This window comes from Pigmentiphaga soli (genome assembly GCF_039541095.1).
GTDB lineage: Bacteria > Pseudomonadota > Gammaproteobacteria > Burkholderiales > Burkholderiaceae_B > Pigmentiphaga > Pigmentiphaga soli.
Window position 1 is genome coordinate 1 of the sequence record NZ_BAABFO010000018.1, and the last position, 20,517, is coordinate 20,517.

19 protein-coding genes are annotated in these 20,517 nt (G+C 69.3%); 7 read left to right on the forward strand and 12 right to left on the reverse strand.

What is annotated here, in order from left to right:
• Together odhB and lpdA are read left to right on the forward strand one after the other, a co-directional pair.
• Positions 1-969 (forward strand): 2-oxoglutarate dehydrogenase complex dihydrolipoyllysine-residue succinyltransferase (gene odhB, locus ABD927_RS17135; protein WP_345251060.1); only part of this gene is annotated, 969 nt, incomplete at its 5' end.
• Positions 970-979: 10 nt separating this feature from the next.
• Positions 980-2,407 carry a dihydrolipoyl dehydrogenase gene (lpdA, locus tag ABD927_RS17140; protein WP_345251061.1) on the forward strand — a complete coding sequence of 476 codons (1,428 nt, stop codon included), beginning with the start codon at positions 980-982 and terminating at the stop codon, positions 2,405-2,407.
• Between the two features lies 1 nt (position 2,408).
• Here the strand turns inward: lpdA and ABD927_RS17145 are convergent, their stop codons facing one another.
• The gene (locus tag ABD927_RS17145) at positions 2,409-3,356 is read right to left on the reverse strand and encodes a LysR family transcriptional regulator (protein ID WP_345251062.1); all 948 of its coding nucleotides are present in this window, start codon (positions 3,354-3,356) and stop codon (positions 2,409-2,411) included.
• A 462-nt stretch (positions 3,357-3,818) separates the two neighbouring features.
• Between ABD927_RS17145 and ABD927_RS17150 the strand changes: the two genes are divergently transcribed.
• From ABD927_RS17150 to ABD927_RS17160, 3 genes are all read left to right on the forward strand, one after another.
• Complete coding sequence (locus tag ABD927_RS17150) at positions 3,819-4,517, forward strand: response regulator transcription factor (protein WP_345251063.1); 699 nt, start codon at positions 3,819-3,821, stop codon at positions 4,515-4,517.
• A gap of 130 nt (positions 4,518-4,647) precedes the next feature.
• On the forward strand, positions 4,648-5,739 hold the full coding sequence (locus tag ABD927_RS17155) for a mandelate racemase/muconate lactonizing enzyme family protein (protein ID WP_345251064.1): 1,092 nt from the start codon (positions 4,648-4,650) through the stop codon (positions 5,737-5,739).
• 40 nt (positions 5,740-5,779) lie between these two features.
• A complete protein-coding gene (locus ABD927_RS17160) occupies positions 5,780-6,766 on the forward strand; it encodes a Bug family tripartite tricarboxylate transporter substrate binding protein (protein WP_345251065.1) in 987 nt (328 codons plus the stop codon).
• A 91-nt stretch (positions 6,767-6,857) separates the two neighbouring features.
• Here the strand turns inward: ABD927_RS17160 and ABD927_RS17165 are convergent, their stop codons facing one another.
• The 3 genes from ABD927_RS17165 to ku form a co-directional block, all read right to left on the reverse strand.
• A complete protein-coding gene (locus tag ABD927_RS17165) occupies positions 6,858-7,778 on the reverse strand; it encodes a LysR family transcriptional regulator (protein ID WP_345251066.1) in 921 nt (306 codons plus the stop codon).
• A gap of 85 nt (positions 7,779-7,863) precedes the next feature.
• Positions 7,864-8,805, reverse strand: coding sequence for a non-homologous end-joining DNA ligase (gene ligD, locus ABD927_RS17170; RefSeq protein WP_345251067.1), 942 nt, complete (start codon positions 8,803-8,805; stop codon positions 7,864-7,866).
• Between the two features lie 72 nt (positions 8,806-8,877).
• Entirely contained in the window at positions 8,878-9,762 is an 885-nt protein-coding gene (gene ku, locus ABD927_RS17175) for a non-homologous end joining protein Ku (RefSeq protein ID WP_345251068.1), read from the reverse strand.
• Positions 9,763-10,076: 314 nt separating this feature from the next.
• Here ku and ABD927_RS17180 point away from each other — a divergent pair, with 314 nt between their 5' ends.
• Both ABD927_RS17180 and zapE read left to right on the forward strand, forming a co-directional pair.
• A complete protein-coding gene (locus ABD927_RS17180; protein WP_345251069.1) occupies positions 10,077-11,102 on the forward strand; it encodes an aromatic ring-hydroxylating dioxygenase subunit alpha in 1,026 nt (341 codons plus the stop codon).
• A 75-nt stretch (positions 11,103-11,177) separates the two neighbouring features.
• Positions 11,178-12,269, forward strand: coding sequence for a cell division protein ZapE (gene zapE / locus ABD927_RS17185; protein WP_345251070.1), 1,092 nt, complete (start codon positions 11,178-11,180; stop codon positions 12,267-12,269).
• A gap of 31 nt (positions 12,270-12,300) precedes the next feature.
• Here zapE and ABD927_RS17190 read toward each other — a convergent pair whose 3' ends face one another.
• The 8 genes from ABD927_RS17190 to ABD927_RS17225 all read right to left on the reverse strand — a co-directional run bounded on the left by ABD927_RS17190 (position 12,301) and on the right by ABD927_RS17225 (position 20,493).
• A complete protein-coding gene (locus ABD927_RS17190) occupies positions 12,301-13,263 on the reverse strand; it encodes a LysR family transcriptional regulator (protein WP_345251071.1) in 963 nt (320 codons plus the stop codon).
• 12 nt (positions 13,264-13,275) lie between these two features.
• On the reverse strand, positions 13,276-14,499 hold the full coding sequence (locus ABD927_RS17195; RefSeq protein WP_345251072.1) for an MFS transporter: 1,224 nt from the start codon (positions 14,497-14,499) through the stop codon (positions 13,276-13,278).
• A 105-nt stretch (positions 14,500-14,604) separates the two neighbouring features.
• Positions 14,605-15,975 carry an amidohydrolase family protein gene (locus ABD927_RS17200; protein WP_345251073.1) on the reverse strand — a complete coding sequence of 457 codons (1,371 nt, stop codon included), beginning with the start codon at positions 15,973-15,975 and terminating at the stop codon, positions 14,605-14,607.
• An 81-nt stretch (positions 15,976-16,056) separates the two neighbouring features.
• Positions 16,057-16,941 carry a TauD/TfdA dioxygenase family protein gene (locus ABD927_RS17205; RefSeq protein ID WP_345251074.1) on the reverse strand — a complete coding sequence of 295 codons (885 nt, stop codon included), beginning with the start codon at positions 16,939-16,941 and terminating at the stop codon, positions 16,057-16,059.
• Between the two features lie 40 nt (positions 16,942-16,981).
• On the reverse strand, positions 16,982-17,746 hold the full coding sequence (locus ABD927_RS17210; protein WP_345251075.1) for an ABC transporter permease: 765 nt from the start codon (positions 17,744-17,746) through the stop codon (positions 16,982-16,984).
• The gene (locus ABD927_RS17215; protein ID WP_345251076.1) at positions 17,743-18,615 is read right to left on the reverse strand and encodes an ABC transporter permease; all 873 of its coding nucleotides are present in this window, start codon (positions 18,613-18,615) and stop codon (positions 17,743-17,745) included. Before ABD927_RS17215 ends, ABD927_RS17210 begins: the two co-directional genes overlap by 4 nt.
• Positions 18,612-19,478 (reverse strand): ABC transporter ATP-binding protein, encoded by an 867-nt coding sequence (locus ABD927_RS17220; RefSeq protein WP_345251077.1) that lies wholly within the window; start codon positions 19,476-19,478, stop codon positions 18,612-18,614. Before ABD927_RS17220 ends, ABD927_RS17215 begins: the two co-directional genes overlap by 4 nt.
• The gene (locus ABD927_RS17225) at positions 19,471-20,493 is read right to left on the reverse strand and encodes an ABC transporter substrate-binding protein (protein WP_345251078.1); all 1,023 of its coding nucleotides are present in this window, start codon (positions 20,491-20,493) and stop codon (positions 19,471-19,473) included. Before ABD927_RS17225 ends, ABD927_RS17220 begins: the two co-directional genes overlap by 8 nt.
• Positions 20,494-20,517 lie beyond the last annotated feature (24 nt).

The window sequence follows — 20,517 nt, forward strand, 5'->3', positions numbered from 1 at the left end:
CCGGCCGCCGCCGCGGCACAGGCCCCGGCTGCCGCGCCGGTCGCCGCCGCGCCGGTGGTGGCCGCCGCGCCGGCCACCTCGATCCCGTCGCCCGCCGCCGCCAAGCTGCTGTCGGAACAGGGCATCTCGCCCGAGTCGGTGGCCGGCTCCGGCCGCGGCGGCCGCATCACCAAGGGCGATGCGCTGGCCGCCGCCGAAAACCGCGGCGCCGCGCCCGCCGCCCGGCCCGCGCCGGCGCCGGTGTCGGACGCCGCCACGCTGGTCAACGGCCGCCCCGAGCAGCGCGTGCCGATGAGCCGCCTGCGCGCCCGCGTGGCCGAGCGCCTGCTGCAGTCGCAGTCCGAGAACGCCATCCTGACCACCTTCAACGAGGTCAACATGAAGGCGGTGATGGACCTGCGCAACAAGTACAAGGACAAGTTCGAGAAGGAACACGGCGTGCGGCTCGGCTTCATGTCGTTCTTCGTGAAGGCCGCGGTGGCCGCGCTCAAGCGCTACCCGGTCCTGAACGCCTCGGTCGACGGCAAGGACATCGTCTACCACGGCTACTTCGACATCGGCATCGCCGTGGGCAGCCCGCGCGGCCTGGTGGTGCCGATCCTGCGCAACGCCGACCAGCTCACGCTGGCCGACATCGAAAAGAAGATCGCCGAATTCGGCCAGAAGGCCAAGGACGGCAAGCTGAGCCTGGAAGAGCTGACCGGCGGCACCTTCTCGATCTCCAACGGCGGCGTGTTCGGCTCGATGCTGTCGACCCCCATCATCAACCCGCCGCAATCGGCCATCCTGGGCGTGCACGCCACCAAGGACCGCCCGGTGGTGGAAGACGGCCAGATCGTGATCCGCCCGATCAACTACCTGGCCATGTCGTACGACCACCGCATCATCGACGGCCGCGAAGCCGTGCTGGGCCTGGTCGCCATGAAGGAAGCCCTGGAAGATCCGCAGCGCCTGCTGCTGGACCTGTAAGGAGCGCGCCATGGCAAAGCAATTCGACGTCGTCGTGATCGGCGCCGGCCCCGGCGGCTACATCGCCGCCATCCGCGCCGCCCAACTGGGCCTGTCGGTGGCCTGCATCGACGCCTGGAAGAACGCCAAGGGCGGCCCGGCCCCCGGCGGCACCTGCACCAACGTGGGCTGCATCCCGTCCAAGGCGCTGCTGCAATCGTCGGAACACTTCGAGCAGGCCGGCCATCATTTCGCCGAGCACGGCATCGAGGTCAAGGGCCTGTCGGTCGACGTGGCCAGGCTGATCGCCCGCAAGGACACCGTCGTCAAGCAGAACAACGACGGCATCCTGTTCCTGTTCAAGAAGAACAAGGTCACCTTCTTCCACGGCACCGCCGCGTTCACCGGCCAGGTGGACGGCGGCTGGGCCATCAAGGTGGCCGGCGCGGCCGAGGAAGAACTGGTCGCCAAGCACGTGATCGTGGCCACCGGCTCCAACCCGCGCGCGCTGCCCGGCCTGCCGTTCGACGAGAAGCAGGTGCTGTCGAACGACGGCGCGCTGGCGATCGGTGCGGTGCCCAAGCGCCTGGGCGTGATCGGCGCCGGCGTGATCGGCCTGGAAATGGGCAGCGTCTGGCGCCGCCTGGGCGCCGACGTCACCATCCTCGAAGCGCTGCCCGCCTTCCTGGGCGCGGCCGACGAGCAGGTGGCCAAGGAAGCCCACAAGGTGCTGACCAAGCAGGGCCTGAAGATCCAGCTGGGCGTGAAGATCGGCGAGGTCAAGGCCACGGCCAAGGCCGTGACGGTCAACTACACCGACGCCGCCGGCGCCGCGCAGTCGCTGGCGGTGGACAAGCTGATCGTGTCGATTGGCCGGGTGCCCAACACCCAGGGCCTGAACGCCGAGGCCGTAGGCCTGAAGCTGGACGAGCGCGGCTTCGTCACCGTCGACGCCGAATGCCGGACCGGCCTGCCCAACGTATGGGCCATCGGCGACGTGGTGCGCGGGCCGATGCTGGCGCACAAGGCGGAAGAAGAGGGCGTGGCGGTGGCCGAGCGCATCGCCGGCCAGCACGGCCACGTCAACTTCAACACCATTCCGTGGGTGATCTACACCTCGCCCGAGATCGCGTGGGTGGGGCAGACCGAGCAGGCGCTGAAGGCCGAAGGCCGCGCCTACAAGGCCGGCAGCTTCCCGTTCCTGGCCAACGGCCGGGCGCGCGCGCTGGGCGATACCACCGGGTTCGTCAAGGTGCTGGCCGATGCCAAGACCGACGAGATCCTGGGCGTGCACATCATCGGCCCGCAGGCCTCGGAGATGATCGCCGAGGCCGTGGTGGCGATGGAATTCCGCGCGGCCTCGGAAGACATCGGCCGTATCTGCCACGCGCATCCGTCGCTGTCGGAAGCGGTCAAGGAAGCGGCGCTGGCGGTGGATAAGCGGGCGCTGAACTTCTGATCTAGCGCTCGGGCGCGCCGTGGCGCCGCCCGGGCCGGTTCCTGCGCTCCCTGGGCGCGAGCCGGCAGGGCGGTTCGAACCATTCCGTCAGGAAGTCGACCATGGTGCGCAGCGTGGCCGACAGGTGCTCGCGAGAGGTATAGACGGCGTAAATTCCCATGTCTTGCGGCTTGTAGTGCGGAAGCAAGGGGATGAGCCTGCCTGCCTCGATCACCGGCGCGGCTGAAAACAGCGGCAGTATCGCGATGCCGATGCCCTGTACGGCTGCGGACTGCAGGGGCGCCGATTCATTGGCGCTCAGATTGCCGCTCACATGAACGTTGAGCGCCTCGCCGCGCTGTTCGAACGTCCATACGGCTTTGCCCTGGTGGACGTGCGTCAGGCAATTGTGCCGGGCCAGTTCCTCCGGCGTGCACGGATGGCCATTGGTACCCAGATAGCTAGGCGATGCGCAAAGCACCGATCGGCAGGTTCCGAGCGGACGGGCGATCAGGCCCGGATCGAGCTGGTAGGCGATGCGGACCGCCAGATCGATGCGTTCCTCGACGAGGTTGAGCTTGTCGCTGGAAAGCTTCAGGTCGATCGTGGTATGCGGATATCGCCGCAGATACTCGGTTACCGCCGGCATCAATACTTCCTGCCCGAGCGATTGCGGGCATGTGATCCGCAGCGCTCCGCGCGGTTCATCCGTTTCCATGTCGGCCACCTTGCGCATGTCTTTTGCCACCGCAGTAATGCGGCGGCAATGCCGCAATGCGGTTTCACCCGCCGGTGTGAGTCCCAACTTCCTTGTCGTGCGGTGCAGAAGGCGGGCATTGGCCCAGCTCTCTACTTCAACCAGATACCGGGATACCATCGGCCGCGACATATTCATGACATCCGCCGCCCGTACCAGACTGCCGCATTCCACGATGGCGACGAAGACTTCCGCTGCAATAACGCGATCCATGATTCGATCGATTCAAGAAATCAATAGGTGCACATTTGAGGGTTTTTCATCAACTTTATGCGACGTAAGATGATAAGCATATTGATGACGGATGTAGCCCTGACAAAGCGGGCGCCGCCGCGGCTATCCGCCCATCCTTCTGCGGTCGTTTTCGTATCAGGCCAAAAATACGAAAGGGTTTCGATCCAATCGGGAGGTCGTCCCGGACTGGAGTCGGACCGTGGGAAACGCGGCCTGCCAGAGAATGAGGATTTCAACGTCAAACATACTGACATTCGACGTGCCGGCTGTCGATACGATTAATTTCAAATTCGGCCGCCGTTGGTCATTGTTTACCAATGTCAGCCGTGCCGATGGCAGGACTCATTGCGAGGGATTATTCGGCTTCTATCCCGCTTCTTCGACCCTGGAGCTGGACGGGCGGCATAAACCATTGCACGGCGCTCCATGAGGGAGAATGTAATGGGGAAAATAGCCCTGATTGAATCTCAACCCCTGCTGCGGCTGGGGTTACGGCAGATTCTGCAGAAACTGGACGGCGCCGGGGAACCCCTGGAATTGGATTCTTCCTGCATGGATGCGATCGGCCTGGGGACCGGGGACGTGGATTTCCTGATCTACGGCATCCCCGTGGACATGGAAGAGGAATATCCACCGCTCGCCGACGTCTGCCGGCGGCTCACGCCCAAGCGCATCCTGCTGTTGATGGATTCACCGCCCCTGCCGTCGTCGGTGCAGCGTTTGCCGGTTTACGGCGCCATAAAAAAGACGGTATCCATCGAGATTCTCGAGGCCGCGATCCGCCTCGTCATGGCGGGCGGCCAGTGTTTTCCCGGCATGCCGATCCAGCCTCCCGCGCATCAGCCGGCCATTGCGCCGGGGCGAATCGCTGTGTCCCGCGCCATGGCGGCGGACGCCGAAGCGATGGCCAAGAGCGCGCAGATGCTGCACCTGACGCCGCGCCAGTACGAGGTGCTGGTGCTGCTGGCGCGCGGGCACCCCATCAAGCTCATCAGCCGGATGCTCAATATCTCCGTCGCCACCGCGAAGACCCACGCCTGCACTTTGTACCAACGCCTGCACGTCCGCAATAAGGGCGAAGCGGTCTATGCGGCGCTGCAGCGGGGCGTGGCCCTGGAATGGCGCGACGCGCAGGATTAACCCGGTAAATCGGTCGATAAGAACTAGAAATTTCACTTCGCGCCGGCCGCCGTATACCATCTTGCGCGAATTTGGGCCGTCCGCCGCGCTACGGCGGACCGCTCCATGCCGATTGCGAGACACCGACCCGATGACCATCCGTTCCGTAAGCGCCATACCCGTCAGCCTCCCGTTCGACATCTACGGCCCCAAGCCCATGCTGGCCGGCCGGCCGCGGATGATGGAATTCCTGCTGGTTCGGGTAGAAACGGAAGACGGCCGGGTGGGCTGGGGCGAGGCCTTCGGCTTTGCCGTGTGGCCCGCCACCAAGGCCGTGATCGAGACGCTGGTCGATCCCGCCGTGCGCGGCAAGGACGAGGCCGCGATCGCGCAGATCCACGATGAATTGAGCCGCAAGTACCACCTGCTGGGCCGCACCGGCCCGGTCATGTACGCGCTGTCGGGCCTGGACATCGCGCTGTGGGACCTGGCCGGCAAGGCGGCCGGCAAGCCGTTGTGCGAGCTGCTGGGCGGGCGCCGGCGCGATAGCGTGGCGGCCTACGCCAGCCTGATGAAATACACCGACCCCGACGTGGTGGCGCGCAATTCGGCCAAGGCCGCGGGCGAGGGCTACGGCATGATCAAGCTGCATGAAACCGGCGTCGAGCAGATCCGCCGCGCGCGCGAGGCCATCGGGCCCGGCGTGAAGCTGACGGTGGACGTCAATTGCCCGTGGACCGCCGAGCAGGCCATCGCCATCTGCGAGCAGACCCGCGAACTGGACCTGTACTGGCTGGAAGAGCCGGTGTGGCCGCCCGAGGACTACCGGCAGATGGCCCGCGTGCGCAAGGAAGGCAGAGTCGCCGTCGCCGCCGGCGAGAACGCCTCCACCTACCTCGATTTCCAGGCCATGTTCGAGGCCGGCGCGGTCGATTTCGCCCAGCCCAGCGTGACCAAGATCGGCGGCATCACCGAGCTGCTGCGGGTGGCCGATCTGGCCCGGCGCCACGGCGTGGCCTTCGCGCCGCATTCGCCCTACATGGGCCCGGGCCTGATCGCCACCATCCAGGTGCTGGCGGCCTGCGGCGAAGAGATCCCGCTGGAATTCTGCTTCTGCGACGTCACCGACAACCCGGTGGCGGCCGCGATTTCGGTGCGCGGCGCGCGGCTCGCGGTGCCGGCCGGCCCCGGCCTGGGCTGCGATCCCGACCTGCGCCTCGTCGACAAGTACCGGGTGCATTAGCCCGTTCTCGATTTTCCGATCAAAACGATAGGGAGACCCCATGCAAATCACGAATACCAAACGCCGTTTCCTGCGGGGCGCGTCGGCGCTGCTGGCCGCTTCCCTGTTCGCGCTGCCGATGCAGGCCAGCCATGCCCAGGCCAGCTATGTGCGCCTGGTCATCGCCTTTCCGCCGGGCGGTTCGTCCGACGTGCTGGCGCGGGCCTTCGGCGAGCAGCTCGGCAAGGTGCTGGGCAAGACCGTGGTGGTGGAAAACCGGCCGGGCGGCAACGGCGCCATCGCGGCGCAGAACGTGATCCATTCCGAACCGAACGGCGAAACCCTGTGGCTGACGACCTCGGGCGCGGTGGTGATCAACCCGGTGCTGTACCCCAAGCTGTCGTACGACATGAACGCGCTGCAGCCGGTCTCGCTGGTGGCCAACGTGGACGAAGTGCTGGTGGTGAACAAGGACAATCCGGCCAACGATCCGGAAGCCTTCGTCAAGCGCGCCAAGGCCGACGAAAACGCCCGCGCCATCGCGTCGTCGGGCATCGGCAGCATGCCGCACATGGCCGTGGCGCTGTTCTCCGACGCCACCGGGGTGCCGTTCCTGCACGTGCCGATGAAGGGCGCGGCGCCGGCGGTGGCGGCCGTGATCGGCAAGCACGTGGAAGGCTTCTTCGGCGATATCTCTGCCGTGCTGCCGCAGGTCCAGGGCGGCAGCCTGAAGGCCATCGGCATCGGCGCGCAGAAGCGCAACCCGCTGTTCCCCGAGGTCAAGACCTTCGAGGAGCTGGGCTACAAGGGCATCGAGCTCAACAACTGGAGCGCGATCTTCGTGTCGAAAAACGTGCCGGCCAAGACGGTCGACGCGCTGAACCAGGCCATCCGCAAGGCCGTGGCCAGCCCCGAGCTGAAGAAGATCCTGGCGCCGATGGGCATCGACCTGCAGGCCTCCAGCCCGGCAGAGATGTCGGCCATGGTCGAGCACGACCTGCAGAAATGGAAGCAGGTCATCGTGAAGCACGACATCAAGCCGGAGTAGAAGGCCTCCCTGCGCGTTTCGCGCGTCCCCCAGGGGCGGCACTGGCGGACCGGCGGAGCCGGATCCGCAGTGCCCTGGAGGGGCCGCGGATTCATCCGGCGTCGGCGTCTTGATGCCTCATCGGATGTTCTTCCAAATACCAGCGGATCGTGTCGAGCAGGATGGCGGCGGGCGGCGGCAGCGAGCGTTTCTTCAGCCGCAGCACGCCGATGGTGCGGGTCAGCACCGGCGCCTGCAGCGGCACGAAAGCCAGCCGGCCGGCGTAGCAGGGCGGTATGGCCTGCAAGGCCAGGATCGCGGCGCCGACGCCGCGGTCCAGCGTGGACAGCAGGCTGGTCATGTTCGAGACGTGGAAATGCGGCTCGGCCAGCGCCGGCAGCCGGGGGTATTCGAGCGCCAGCTGCGCGCTGGCGGCCGAGCCGATCAGCGGCATCTGGGCGGCCTCGTCCCAGGTGGCCTGGCCCAGCCGCGCCACCGGATGGTCGACCGAGCAGACCAGGCCGTAGCTGTCCTGGAACAGCGGTTCGAAGGCCAGCTCGGCGTTGTCCGAAACGTGGCCGCAGATGCCGAAGTCGACGTCCTGCGCCAGCACCATCCGTTCGATGTTGATCGAGGTGTCGTCCAGCTGCGTGACCGAGGCGTTCGGGTGCGTGCGCGAGAAGCGCTCCAGCACGCCGGGCATGAAATGCGTGGCGGCGGTGGGCACGCAGGCCAGCCGGGCGCGGCCGGTCTCGGGGCTGGCCAGCTTTTGCAGGGCCTGCACCGTGCGGGCCTGGGCTTCCAGGAACTGCTTGGCCAGCGGCAGGCAGGCCTGGCCGAACGGCGTGAGCTGGGTGCGGTCGGCCGGCTCGAACAAGGACTGGCCGAGCAGGTTCTCGAGCTGCTTGATCGCCAGCGACACCGCGGGCTGCGAGCGGTGCGCCTTGAGCGCGGTTTCGCTGAAGCTGCGCGTTTCGGCGATCAGCACGAAATAGCGCAGGAAGCTGACGGGAAGGTCTTGGGGCAGGGCCAAGCATGCCTCCGGGGGCGTACGGGACGGCGCGGGGCGCCGGCGGGCGCCAGCGGCGAGTGTACCAGCGGCCGCGGCGCGGCCCCGTTCAGCCTTTTTGCAGCGCCCGGGTCGCGCGGCCCAGGCTGGCCTTGGACAGGTCGTAGTTGTCCCAGGGCGCGTTGCCGGTGTCGGCGCGCGTTTCGATATTGCCCACGTGCCACTGGCCGGAGCCGGCGAGGGCGTCCAGTTCTTCCCACGCCAACGGCACCGAGATCGGCAGGCCCGGCCGGGCCCGCACCGACCACGCCGCCACGGTGGTGGCGCCGAAGCCGTTGCGCAGGTAGTCGATGAAGATCTTGCCCACGCGGTTGCGCGGCCCGCTCTTGGCGGCGAAGCGGTCCGGCTGTTCCTGCGCCAGGTGCTGCACGACGGCGTGCGAGAAGTCCTTGACCTCGTCCCAGTCGTTTTCGCGGCGCAGCGGCACCACGATGTGCAGCCCTTTGCCGCCGCTGGTCTTCAGGAAGGGCGGCAGGCCCAGTTCGGCCAGGAAGTCGCGCAGGCGATGCGCGGCCTCGACGATCTGCGGCCATTGCACGCCTTCGCCCGGATCCAGGTCGAACACCATCCGGTCGGGGCGCGCGAAGGCGGTGCTGATGCCGTTCCAGGTATGGAATTCGACGGCGTTCATCTGGACCGCGCCCAGCAGCGCGCGCGCATCGTCGATCTGCAGCAGCGGTTGGTGGCCCGGGTCCAGGTCGGGCAGCTGCCGCAGGCCGGGAAAGCGGACCGGGTCGGCGTGCTTCTGGAAGAACATCTGGCCGGCGATGCCGTCGGGGGCGCGCAGCAGCGCGACCGGGCGGCGCCGCAAGTGCGGCAGCATCAGCGGCGCCAGCGCGGCATAGCATTCGAACAGCCGGCCCTTGGTGATGCCGCTGTGGGGATCGATGACGCGCTCGGCGTGGGTCAGCCGCACGGCGTCCTTGCGGCCGGCGATGGCGGCGCGGCGCAGCGGGGAACGGGAAGGAGGCGTCGGGCGGGATGGCGTCATGGTCGGGCGGCGGCAAGCCGCAGGCGAACGGGTTCATCGGAGACCTGCCGCGGCGGATCGCGCCGGACGCGCTCAGGCCCGTTTGCGGCTGGCCGTCTTGCGCGGGCTGCGCGCGGTGCGCGCCGCCGTCTTGGCCGGCGCGGCGCCGCCCTGGCGCAGGCTGCGCTGCAGCAGCAGGGTAAGGTCGACCACCTCGGCGCCGCCGCCGCGCCCGCCTTCCAGCGGTTCGATGCGGGTTACCGACTGGGTTTCGTCGGCGTCGATCTTGCGCTTGACCAGCGCCATGATCTTATCCTTGAACTCTTCCTTGTAGTCGGCCGGATTCCAGCTGCCGCTCATTTCCTCGATCAGCTGGGTGGCCATTTTCATTTCGCGGTCGCTCAGGCCGGCGGCGCGCGGACCTTCGGCCGGCAGGTCCAGGTCGCCCCAGCTGCGGATCTCGTCGGCCCAGCGCAGCAGGTTCAGCACCAGGCCCGGGCCGGCGGCCACCAGCGCGGCCAGGTGCTGCTTGTGCTGCATCACCACCCGCGCGATGCCGATGCGGCCGGTCTTCAGCAGCGCCTCGCGCAGCAGCGCGTACACCTTGGCGCCCTTGCCCAGCGGCGCCAGGTAGTAGGGCCGTTCCAGGTAGATGAACGGCACTTCGGCGGCCGAGACGAAGGTCTCGATGTCGATGGTCTGGGTGGATTCCGGGTAGGCGGCGCGGATTTCGTCGTCGCTCAGGACGACGTACTGGCCGTCTTCGTAGGCCACGCCGCGCACGATGTCTTCGCGGGCGATTTCGCGGCCGGTGCGTTTGTTGATGCGCTTGTAGCCGACCGGGTCCATGCTGCGCCGGTCCAGCCAGTCGAAATCGATGTCGTTTTCGCGGGTGGCCGCGTGCAGCGAAACCGGGATGTGGACCAGGCCGAAGCTGATCGCACCTTTCCACAGTACGCGCGATGAGGCAGTCGCCATGGCAGGCCTCCTGATGTGTCCCTCTGCCTAGCTTAGCCGGAGCGCCGCCGGCGCGGCATGGCTGGACGGTGACTATCGTACCAGTCTGTTATGTGCGCTGCCGGTGCGCGCGCGGGCGCCGCGCACTTGCGCGAGGCGGAGGCGCCCGCGGAATGCACCTTGCCAGTGCGCGATATGCGCCGCGGCGGATGGCATGCGATTTGCTCGATCCCAGGCGGAGTAGAAGCGGTCAGTCCGGCGCTTCGCGGGCCTCGAAGGCCGGCGGCCGGATGGGACATTGCTCCGGTCACCCGGCTTTTTGACAGGAGAATCCCATGCTGGTCACCAAACAGAATGTCTTGCGCCGCTTCTGGTACGCCACCCTCCCGTTGCACGACCTCGACGACGGTCCGAAACCCTTCACGCTGCTCGGCCAGCCGCTGGTGCTGTGGAAGGACGGCGACGGCCGGCCGGTGGCGCTGGAAGACCGCTGCTGCCACCGCACCGCCCGGCTGTCCAGGGGCTATGCAGACGCCGGCCGCATCGTATGCGGCTATCACGGCTGGGCCTACGACGGCGCCGGCGCCTGTGTCGACATCCCGCAGCTGCCTGGCCGCCCGGTGCCTCCGGCGTGCAAGGTGCGCTCCTTCCGCTGCGAGGCCAGGTACGGCTACGCCTGGGTCGCGCTGGACGAGCCGCTGCAGCCCATCCCGGATTTTCCGGAAGACGGCGACCCGGCCTACCGGCGCATCTTCCAGTTCCACGAAACCTGGAACACCAGCCCGCTGCGCTTCATGGAGAACTCCTTCGACTCGGCCCACTTCAGCTATGTGCACCGGGCCAACTTCGGCATCTACGAGCAGCCCAAGCCGGAAATCTACGAGCTCAAGGAAGGCGACTGGGGCTTCGAGGCCTACGTGGTGGTGCCGATCAAGAACCCGCCGGCCGGCCACCGCGTGACCGGCAGCGCCGAGCCCTTCACCCGCCGCCACCTGTACAACAAGTGGTTCCTGCCGTCGGTGCGGCGCTTCGGCTGCGTGTACGCCGACACCGGCAAGCATCACATCATCTACAACTGCGCCACGCCGATCGACGACGGCCACATCGTCGTGGTGCAGTGGCTCTACCGCAACGACCGCGAGGAAGACTGCTCCGCCGCCGAACTGATCGCCTGGGACACGCCCATCGTGGCGGAGGACCGCGAGATCCTCGAGGCCACCGACGCCGATGCCTGCATCGACGTCGGCCGCCGGGCGGAGCAGCACATGGAATCCGACAAGCCCGGGCTGCTGATGCGCAAGATGCTGCTGCGGCTGTTGCGCGAGCACGGCGAAGAGGAGGCCTACCGCCGGCCCGGCTGAGACGATCCGCGCCCGCCGATTTCCGCCCGCGCCGGCTCGACCGTATACTTGACGGATTTGCTTGTCCGGGTGGCAATGGACGTTCGCGAATACTATGAACACGCGCTGGCCGAGCGCGGGTTCACCGAAGACCCGGCCCAGCGCCGGGCCATCGAGCGCCTGCAGCGCTACTACGATGACTGGGTGCGTTTCGCCGAGCTGCGCTCCAACGCGCTGAAGCGGCTGCTGAACCGCCCCGGCGTGCCGCGCGGCGTCTACCTGTGGGGCGGGGTGGGGCGCGGCAAGAGCTTCCTGATGGATGCCTTCTATTCCACCGTGCCGGTGCGCCGCAAGGCGCGCCTGCATTTCCACGAGTTCATGCGCGGCGTGCACCGCGAGCTGGACGAGGTCAAGGGCACGGCCGATCCGCTGGACGAAGTGGCGCGCCGGGTGGCGCGGCGCTACCGGCTGATCTGCTTCGACGAATTCCACGTCTCCGACGTGGCCGACGCGATGATCCTGTACCGGCTGCTGCTGGGCCTGTTCGACAACGGCACCTCGTTCGTGATGACGTCGAACTACGAGCCTTCCACGCTCTACCCCGAGGGCCTGCACCGCGACCGCATCCTGCCGGCGATCAAGCTGATCCAGGACCGGATGGACGTGCTCAACGTCGATTCGGGCAACGACTACCGGCGCCGCATCCTGGAACAGGTCGACCTGTTCCACACGCCGCTCGGCCCGCAGGCCGACGCCGCGCTCGAACGCGCCTTCGATTCCCTGGCCGAGACGCCGCCGCAGGAGCCGGTGCTGCACATCGAGAACCGCGAGGTGCGGGCGCGCAAGCTGGCCGGTTCGGTGGTGTGGTTCGACTTCGCCACGCTGTGCGGCGGGCCGCGCTCGCAGAACGACTACCTGGAGCTGGCCAGCCGCTTCCAGACCGTGATCCTGTCTGGCGTGCCGCGGATGGGGCCGCGCCAGGCCTCGGAGGCGCGCCGCTTCACCTGGCTGATCGACGTGCTGTACGACCACAAGGTCAAGCTGATCATGTCGGCCGCCTGCCCGGCCGAAGAGCTGTATACCGAAGGCGCGCTGGCCAACGAGTTCCACCGCACGGTGTCGCGGCTGCTGGAGATGCAGTCGCGCGAATACCTGGAATCGGAACGGCGGGCGACGGCCACGCTGTAGGCAAGGCCGCGCGCGGAGCTGCCCGGCGCCGTCAGGCGTCGAACAGTTCCCGCGTCAAGGCTTCCACGAACAGCGCCGCGGCGACCGGCAGCACGCGGCCCTTCAGGCTGCCCAGCACCATGCGCCGTTCGTAGGCGCGCAGTTCGGCGACCGGGATCGCGACCAGGTCGTGGAAGATCGGCTCGGCTGCCGAACCGGGGCGAATCTGGAAGCACACGCCGCCTTCCGTGCGGCGCACGAAGTCGATCAGCACCTCGAACGAATTGGTGACCAGCTGCGGCTCCAGCCGCACGCCGTTCTGGCGCAGGAATTCGTCCAGCAGCTGGCGCCCGCCCCAGCTATGGTCGGCCATCGCCAGCGGGTGGGCGCGCAGGTCCAGGATCGACACCGCCTGCCGGCCGGCCAGCGGGTGGCCGGCATGCACCAGCGCGTGGATGGAAAAGCCGCGCCGCGCATGCTGGTAGAACTCGCGCGCGTGCGAAGGGTTGAACGCGATGCCCAGGTCGGCCTCGTGGCCCAGCACGGCCTTGACGACTTCCTCGGCGCCCATCACCGATACCGACAGGCAGATCTTGGGATACTTGCGCTGGAAGGCGGCCACCACTTCCATCAGGCGGTCGCCCGCCATCGCGGCCACGGTGGCCAGGCTGATGTAGCCGCGCCGCAGGCCGCGCAGGTCGTCGATGCGGGAATGCACTTCCTCGGCCTCGCGCAGCGCCTTCCTGGCATAGGCCAGATAGGTCTCGCCGGCGGCGCTCAGCCGCACGCCGCGCGCGTGCCGCTCGAACAGCGGCGCGCCGAGCGACTCCTCCAGGTCGAGGATGTGCCGGTTCAGCGCCGACGACGTGAGGTGCAGGTGTTCGGCCGCTTCGCGGATCGACTTGTTCTGCGCGACGGCCACGAAGTAGCCGAGCGTTTTCAGGTGCTGCATGGTGGGGCCCGGAGGATGCCAGATGCCGTGCTGCGAAGGCTGCGCGGGGTTGCGGACCGGCATGCGGGCCCGCGCCTAGCCGGCGGCAGCCGCCCGGTGGCGACGCATGTCCGCATAAGATACGCCGAATATCGCCAGTCCGCCCACGGCCAGCACCAGGCCCACCGCGCCGGTGGAAGACCAGCCCAGGCCGGCCGAGATGGCCAGCCCGCCCAGCCACGCGCCGAGCGCGTTGGCCAGGTTGAAGGCGGAGTGGTTCAGCGCGGCGGCCAGGGTCTGGGCGTCGCCGGCCACGTCCATCAGGCGGATCTGCAGGGCGGGCCCGATGGCCACGATGGTGCCGATCAGCAGCACGTTGAAGGCGCCCAGCCACAGGTGGCGGGCGCTCAGGCAGAACAGGCCCAGCACCAGGCCCGACCACAGCAGCAGCGCGCCGATGGTGGGCATCAGCGCCTTGTCGGCCAGGCGCGAGCCGACCAGGTTGCCGCCCACCATGCCGATCCCGAACAGCGCCAGCACGAAGGGCACGCCTTCCACCGGCAGCCCGGCCAGGTTCATCAGCGTGGGCTTGATGTAGCTGAACACGGCGAACATGCCGCCGAAGCCGATGGCGGCGATGCCCAGGGTCAGCCAGACCTGCTTGCGGCGCAGCGCGCCCAGCTCGCGCCACGGGCTGGCGCCTTCGCCGGCGGGGATGTCGGGTATCCAGCGCCACACCAGCGCCGCCGCCAGCAGCGCGATCAGGCCCACCAGGACGAAGGCGGCGCGCCAGCCCAGCCACTGGCCCAGGCCGGCGGCGATGGGCACGCCCGCCAGCGTGGCCCCGGTCAGGCCCAGCATGACGTAGCCGACCGCCTGCGCGCGCTGCCCGGCCGGCGCCAGGCGCGCGGCCACCAGCGCCGCCACGCCGAAGTAGGTGCCGTGCGGCAGGCCGCTCACCAGCCGCGCCAGGATCATGGGCAGGTAGCCGGGCGCCGCGGCGCTGGCGAGGTTGCCCAGCGCGTAGAACAGCATCAGCGCCATCAGCAGCGCGCGGCGCGGCATGCGCGCGCTCAGCACGGCCAGCACCGGCGCGCCCACCACCACGCCCAGCGCATAGGCGCTGATCAGGTGGCCGGCGGCCGGGATGGACACGCCCAGGTCCTGCGCGGCGTCGGGCAGCAGGCCCATGATGACGAATTCGCCGGTGCCGATGCCGAAGCCGCCCGCGCCCAGGGCGAGCAGGGAGCGGACGAAGCCGGGGCCGGAAGAGGGGGAAGCGGACGGAGAGGTTTGCGGCTGGGCTACTGCGGAGTTCATGGAGGATGCGAGGCAGGAAAGGCCGCCGGTCCTGGGACCGGCGTGCAAGCGCTAGGTTAGCAGCATGTTGCGATGCGAAGCAGCAATAACCTTTATGCGATGTTTTTATGCGATGTTCGGCATGATGCGCCGGACCGCCGCCGCGACTCGCGCGCGCAGCCGGTCCGTATCGATGCCGCGCGGTACGCCGTCCGCCACGATCGGCTCTCCGCCGCACAGCAGCAGCCGCAGCGTAGGGCGGCCGGCGGATGCGACCAGGGCCGAGGCGGGGTCGTGCGCGCCGAGGTGGGCCAGGTCGTCCAGCGCGTAGACGCCGAGGTCGGCCGGCGCGCCGGGCTCCAGCCGGCCGGTGTCCAGCCCCAGCACATCGGCGCCGCCGGCGCTGGCCCAGCCGATGGCGTCGGCCACGGTGGGCGCCGCCTGCCCGCGCGCCTCGAAGGCCGGCCGCTGCGTCTGGTGCAGCAGCCAGGCGAAATGCAGCTCCGACAGCATGTCGGCCGACTCGTTGCTGCCGGCGCCGTCCACCGCCAGCGATAGCCGCACGCCGGCCTGCCGCATCGCGGCCACCGGCGCGATGCCGCTGCCCAGGCGGGCATTGCTGGCCGGGCAGTGCGCCACGCCGGTGCCGGTGCGCGCCAGCAGTTCGATCTCGCCGCCGGTGGCGTGGACCACGTGGGCGAACCACACGTCGGGCCCGAGCCAGCCGGTGGCCTCGCACAGTTCCACCGCCGAGCAGCCGTGGCGGGCCCGGCACCAGGCATTGTCGCCGGCCGTTTCGTTCAGATGCGAATGCAGCCGCAGGCCCAGCGCGCGGGCTGCTTCGGCCAGCGGCGCCAGGTCGTCGCGCCGCACGCGCTGCAGCGTGGTGGGCGCCACGGCAACGCGGCGGCGCGCGTGCGGCGCGGGATCGTGGAAACGCGCGGCCAGCGCCTCCACGTCGCGCACGAAATCGTCCAGGCTTTCCGGCCGTAGCCAGGGCGGCAGCGCGCCGGGCGCCGGCGCCACCGTCATGCCGCCGCGGCACAGCACCAGGCGCACGCCGAAGCGTTCGGCTTCCTCGAACAGGATGGCGGCGGCGTCGAAGCCGATGCCGGGGTAGGCCAGGAACTGGTGGTCGGCCGCCGTGGTGCAGCCGCCCCGCACCAGCTCGCACAGCGCCAGCTGGACCGCGGTGCGGAAGGTCTCGGCGTCGAAGCGGCCGCGAAAAGGCGCCGCCACAGCCGGCGACCATTGCGCCAGCGGCACGTGCAGGCCGGCCGGCACCGCCTTCAGCAGCGACTGGAAGAAATGGTGGTGCGTGTTGACCCAGCCCGGCGCGACCACGCAGCCGCGCGCGTCGAGCACCTGCTCGCCGGGCAGCGGTTCGAGGCGGCCGATGGCGGCGATCGCGCCGTGTTCGATGCGCAGCGAGGCACCGTCCAGGCGTGGCGTGGCCGGCATGCCGGTCCAGATCGTCGCGGCGTCGCGGATCAGCACGCGAGCACCCGTGGTCCGGGCCGCGGAGCGACCGCGGATCGGCAGGCGAGGCGGCGGCGCATCGGCACGCGCAGGCGGGGCCTACCCGGCCAGCGCCGGTTCGGCCGCCGGCGCGATCGGCGCCTCGCCCTGGATCGAGGTGCGGTAGACCAGGCGCTGGTGGCGTTCCTTGTCGTACGGCGTGGCGGTATGCAGGGTGCCGCGGTTGTCCCAGATCAACAGGTCGTTGGCGCGCCACTTGTGGGTGTAGGCGAAGTTCTCGACCGTGAAGTCGAACAGCCGCTTGATCAGCGCCAGGCCTTCCTGCGCCGGCATGCCCTCGACGCCGGTGCAGTCGTCCAGGTTGAGGTACATGCCTTCGCGGCCGGTGTGCGGATGGATGCGCACCAGCGGATGCCGCACGTCGGGCGTGCGGGCGCGCTGCTCGGCGGTCAGCGGCGGCGCGTTGTCGCGCCGGGCGTACAGCTTGGCATAGCTGTAGTTGCCCATCAGCGGCCGCAGGCGCGCGCGCTCGGCATCGTCGAGCGCGTCGTAGGCCTTGTACATGCTGGCGAACAGCGTGTCGGCGCCTTCCGGCGGCACCACCAGGCCGTACAGGATGGTGTAGGCGGCCGGCAGCGGCAGGTAGGTGAGGTCGGTGTGCCAGCCGAAGCCTTCCTGCGTGCTGCCCAGCGGCTTGCCGTCGCGCACGATGTTCGACAGCACCAGGATGTCGCGGAAGCCGGGCAAGGTGTATTGGTCCAGCACGTGCGGGTCGGGCAGGCCGAAGCTGTTCGTGAAGGCCATCACGTCGGCCGCTTCCAGTTTCTGGTCGCGAAAGCACAGCAGCTGGTGCTCGTGCAGCAGGGCCTGGATGGCGTCCAGGCTCACGTCGGCGCCGATGCGGCGCACGTCCAGGCCGGCGATCTCGGCGCCCAGGTGCGGGCAGAGCGGGGTGACGGTATAGGCTTGGTCCGCGGCGGTCATGGCATTCCTTGGTTGCGCAGGTCGGTAAGGGGAATTCCGGCTAGGCGGCCGGGATGCGGCGCTGGACGAACCGTTCGGCCAGCACGGTGAGCCAGAACAGGGCCATGCTCGCCCCCATGCAGACGACGATGCCGGCCCACAGCACGTCCATGTCGCGCATGGAAGCGGTTTCGAGGATGAAGCTGCCGATGCCCTTGGCGCCGGTCAGCCACTCGGCCAGCAGCGCGCCCAGCACGGCGGCCGGCACCGCGGTGCGCAGGCCGGCGAACACATAGGGCAGCGCGAAGGGAAAGCGGACCTTCCAGAACACCTGGTCGGCCCGCGCCGCGTAGACGTGCATCAGTTCCAGGTGGCGGCGGTTGGCGGCCTGGAAGCCTTGCAGGCAATTGACCAGCATCGGCAGGAAGGACACCACCATCACCACCACCACCGAGGTGGCCAGCCCGCGGCCCAGGAACAGCATCACCAGCGGCGCCAGCGCCACCACCGGCGCGTTCTTGACGGCCACCATGAAGGGCATGAAGGTATCGGCCAGCCTCGGGTTGGAGGCGAAGGCGGCCGCGCAGGCGAAGGCCAGCACGGTGCTGATGCAGATGCCGGCCAGCCCGCTGCCCAGCGTGGCCGCCAGGTAGCCCAGCAGCACGCGGTACTGCGCGCCCAACGCCATGGCCACCGCCTTGGGCGTGGGCAGGATGTAGGGCTGCAGGCCGAGCGCGTGGATGATGCCGTACCACAGCGCCACGGCGCCGGCCAGGCAGGCGGCCGCCAGGCCTATCGAGACGAAGATCCGCCGGGCGAGCTTCATGCCGGTTCGCCTCCGGCCGGGCGGGCCCAGCGCAGCAGCCGGCGTTCCGCCGCCTGCACCAGCGCGTACACGGCCACGGCCACGACCATCATCGTGAACATGGTCAGCCAGACGCGCGGCACCTGGAACGAGAACAGCGAGTACGCCATCATCACGCCCAGCCCGCGTTCGGCGCCGGTCCATTCGGCGATGACGGCGCCCAGCACGGCGCCGGTGGCGCCGATCTTGACGCCGGCGAACAGGGCCGGCAGCGCATAGGGCAGGGTGACCTTGCGGAATACCTGCATGCGCGAGGCCGACAGCAGGCGCATCAGTTCGCCGGCGCTGCGCGGGCTGGCGCGCAGGCCGTGCAGCGCGCCCATCAGGATGGCGTAGTAGGCGGCCAGGGCCGAGATGATGATGCGGGCCTCCATGCCCAGGCCGAACCAGATCACCAGGATCGGCGCCAGCACCAGCAGCGGCAAGGTGTGCAGGATCAGCGCGGCGTTGTAGACCAGCGATTCGAGCGGCGGCACGAAGGCGACGATCGCCATCAGCACGAGGCCGACGGCCAGCGCGGCCGCGAAGCCGACGGCGGCCGCCTCCAGCGTGGCGGCGGTGTGGCCGGCCAGCAGCGGGTAGTCCTGCTGCAGCGCGCGCAGGATCGCGGCCGGCGACGGAATCGTGGGCGGCAGCAGGCCGGCCAGCCCGGCGCATTGCAGCAGCGCCAGCGCCGCCGCCGCGACGTCGAGCGGGCGGCCGACGCGGCCCAGGCGCATGCCGCGGCCCTGTCGCGCTCCGGGAGCGCCCGGCGTGCCGGCCTTGTCCGGCGCGGCGGTCGGGCGCATCGCATCCGGCGCGGCGGCCGGGATGTGGCCGCCGGCCGTCATGCCTGCGGCTCCCCGCGCAGCAGCGCGTCGCGGATCGTGTTGACCAGCTCGGCAAAACCCGGCGTGCGCATGTGGGCCGCGGTGCGCGGGCGCGGCAGGTCGACCGGCACGACCTGCTCCAGCCGGCCGGGCCGCGCCGACATCACGTAGACGCGGTCCGACATGAACACCGCTTCCGCAATGCTGTGGGTGACCAGCAGCGCAGTGGTGCGGGTCTCTTCCCAGATGCGCAGCAGCTCGAAATTCATCTTCTGGCGCGTGATCTCGTCCAGCGCGCCGAACGGCTCGTCCATCAGCAGCACGTCGGGCTGCAGCACCAGCGCGCGGGCGATCGCCACGCGCTGCTGCATGCCGCCCGACAGCTGCTGCGGCAGGGCCTGCGCGAAGCCTTCCAGGCCCACCAGGCGCAGCAGCGACTGCGGCGAATAGATGCCGGCGCCGGGCCGCGCGCCGACGATCTCCAGCGGCAGCGCGATGTTGTCGATCACCGTGCGCCAAGGCAGCAGCGTGGCTTCCTGGAACACGAAGCCGATGCGGCGGTCGGCGCGCGCCTGCGCCGGCGGCAGGCCTTCGATCGAGATGCTGCCGGCGGTCGGCTGCAGGATGTCGGCGATCAGCCGCAGCAGGGTCGACTTGCCGCAGCCGCTGGGGCCGATGATGGCGGCGAAGCTGCCGCGCTCCAGCGTCAGGGAAACGTCGTCGAGCGCCGTGAACGCCTTGCCGCCGATGTCGAACCGCATGCCCACCCGGTCGACCTTGACGAATTCCTGCGCCGGGCCGCCTGGCGCGGGGCGGGCCGGCGCGGTGCCGGCGGCTGCGCCGCCCGGTATCGCCCGCAGCCCGGAAGACCGCGCGCTACGCATTGGCGTAGGCCTGCCTGACGATGGCCTGGGTATAGAAATCCGCGGTCGGCAGGTCGGCCGGCATCGCGCCCGCCTCGCGCGCCAGCTTCTTGCCGGCTTCGAACATGGCGGCGTCGATCCACATCACGCGCGAGCCGGCCGCGCCCTTGATGTAGGGCGTGTAGGCCTTGGCCTCCTCGATCTGCTGCTTGAGGTCGAGCCCGCTGTTGCCGTACTTGGCCACCACCATGCGCGCGGTTTCCTCGGGGTTGTCGGCCATCCAGCCCCAGCCCTTGACCTCGGCGCGCAGCCAGCGCAGCAGCAGGTCGGCGCGGGTGGCCAGGGTCTGGTCGGTGGCGAACATCACCTGCGGGTAGGTCGGGTCGCCCAGGTCGTCCACCGGCACCGCGAACAGCTCGACGCCGCGCAGCTTCAGGCTCAGCCCTTCGTTGGTGATCCAGCCGAAATAGGCGTCGACCTGGCCGCTGGCCAGCACGCCGGCGTCGCCGCCGGTGGGCACGAAATTCACCTTGGAAGGATCGATGCCCTGGCGCTTGAGGATGGCCGTCAGCGGCGCGCGCCGCTGGGTCGGGATGGCGATGGTCTTGCCCACCATGTCGCCCACGCCGCGTACCGGCTTGGAGGCCAGCGACATCATGCAGAACGGGCTGGTCTGGTAGGTGGCGGCGAAGCCCTTGATCGGGATGCCCTTGACGCGCGCCAGCAGCACGTTGGAGGAATCGCGGTCGCCGATCATCGCGCGGCCCGAGGCGACCAGGCCGATGGAATCGACGCCGGGGCCGCCCTGGATCACCTCGCAGTCGATGCCTTCGTCGCGGAAGAAGCCTTTTTCGATGGCCACGAAATGGCCGCCCTGCTGCACGCTCTTGAACCAGTTGAGCTGCAGCGTGACCTTGGCCGCCGGCGCCTGCGCCCGCGCCGCCGGCATGGCGGCCAGCCAGGCCTGGGCCGATGCCAGCGTGAGGAAGGCGCCGGTGCCGAGGCTGCTCTTGAGGAAGGCTCTTCTGTCGCTCATGGTCGTTTCCTGGTGGGGGATGCG

What these genes read in the sequence shown, in the direction of transcription:
- lpdA (WP_345251061.1), top strand. Translation starts at nt 980, where the DNA reads ATGGCAAAGCAATTCGACGTCGTCGTGATCGGCGCCGGCCCCGGCGGC.
- ABD927_RS17145 (WP_345251062.1), bottom strand. Translation starts at nt 3,356, where the DNA reads ATGGATCGCGTTATTGCAGCGGAAGTCTTCGTCGCCATCGTGGAATGC.
- ABD927_RS17150 (WP_345251063.1), top strand. Translation starts at nt 3,819, where the DNA reads ATGGGGAAAATAGCCCTGATTGAATCTCAACCCCTGCTGCGGCTGGGG.
- ABD927_RS17155 (WP_345251064.1), top strand. Translation starts at nt 4,648, where the DNA reads ATGACCATCCGTTCCGTAAGCGCCATACCCGTCAGCCTCCCGTTCGAC.
- ABD927_RS17160 (WP_345251065.1), top strand. Translation starts at nt 5,780, where the DNA reads ATGCAAATCACGAATACCAAACGCCGTTTCCTGCGGGGCGCGTCGGCG.
- ligD (WP_345251067.1), bottom strand. Translation starts at nt 8,805, where the DNA reads ATGACGCCATCCCGCCCGACGCCTCCTTCCCGTTCCCCGCTGCGCCGC.
- ku (WP_345251068.1), bottom strand. Translation starts at nt 9,762, where the DNA reads ATGGCGACTGCCTCATCGCGCGTACTGTGGAAAGGTGCGATCAGCTTC.
- ABD927_RS17180 (WP_345251069.1), top strand. Translation starts at nt 10,077, where the DNA reads ATGCTGGTCACCAAACAGAATGTCTTGCGCCGCTTCTGGTACGCCACC.
- zapE (WP_345251070.1), top strand. Translation starts at nt 11,178, where the DNA reads ATGGACGTTCGCGAATACTATGAACACGCGCTGGCCGAGCGCGGGTTC.
- ABD927_RS17190 (WP_345251071.1), bottom strand. Translation starts at nt 13,263, where the DNA reads ATGCCGGTCCGCAACCCCGCGCAGCCTTCGCAGCACGGCATCTGGCAT.
- ABD927_RS17195 (WP_345251072.1), bottom strand. Translation starts at nt 14,499, where the DNA reads ATGAACTCCGCAGTAGCCCAGCCGCAAACCTCTCCGTCCGCTTCCCCC.
- ABD927_RS17205 (WP_345251074.1), bottom strand. Translation starts at nt 16,941, where the DNA reads ATGACCGCCGCGGACCAAGCCTATACCGTCACCCCGCTCTGCCCGCAC.
- ABD927_RS17210 (WP_345251075.1), bottom strand. Translation starts at nt 17,746, where the DNA reads ATGAAGCTCGCCCGGCGGATCTTCGTCTCGATAGGCCTGGCGGCCGCC.
- ABD927_RS17215 (WP_345251076.1), bottom strand. Translation starts at nt 18,615, where the DNA reads ATGACGGCCGGCGGCCACATCCCGGCCGCCGCGCCGGATGCGATGCGC.
- ABD927_RS17220 (WP_345251077.1), bottom strand. Translation starts at nt 19,478, where the DNA reads ATGCGTAGCGCGCGGTCTTCCGGGCTGCGGGCGATACCGGGCGGCGCA.
- ABD927_RS17225 (WP_345251078.1), bottom strand. Translation starts at nt 20,493, where the DNA reads ATGAGCGACAGAAGAGCCTTCCTCAAGAGCAGCCTCGGCACCGGCGCC.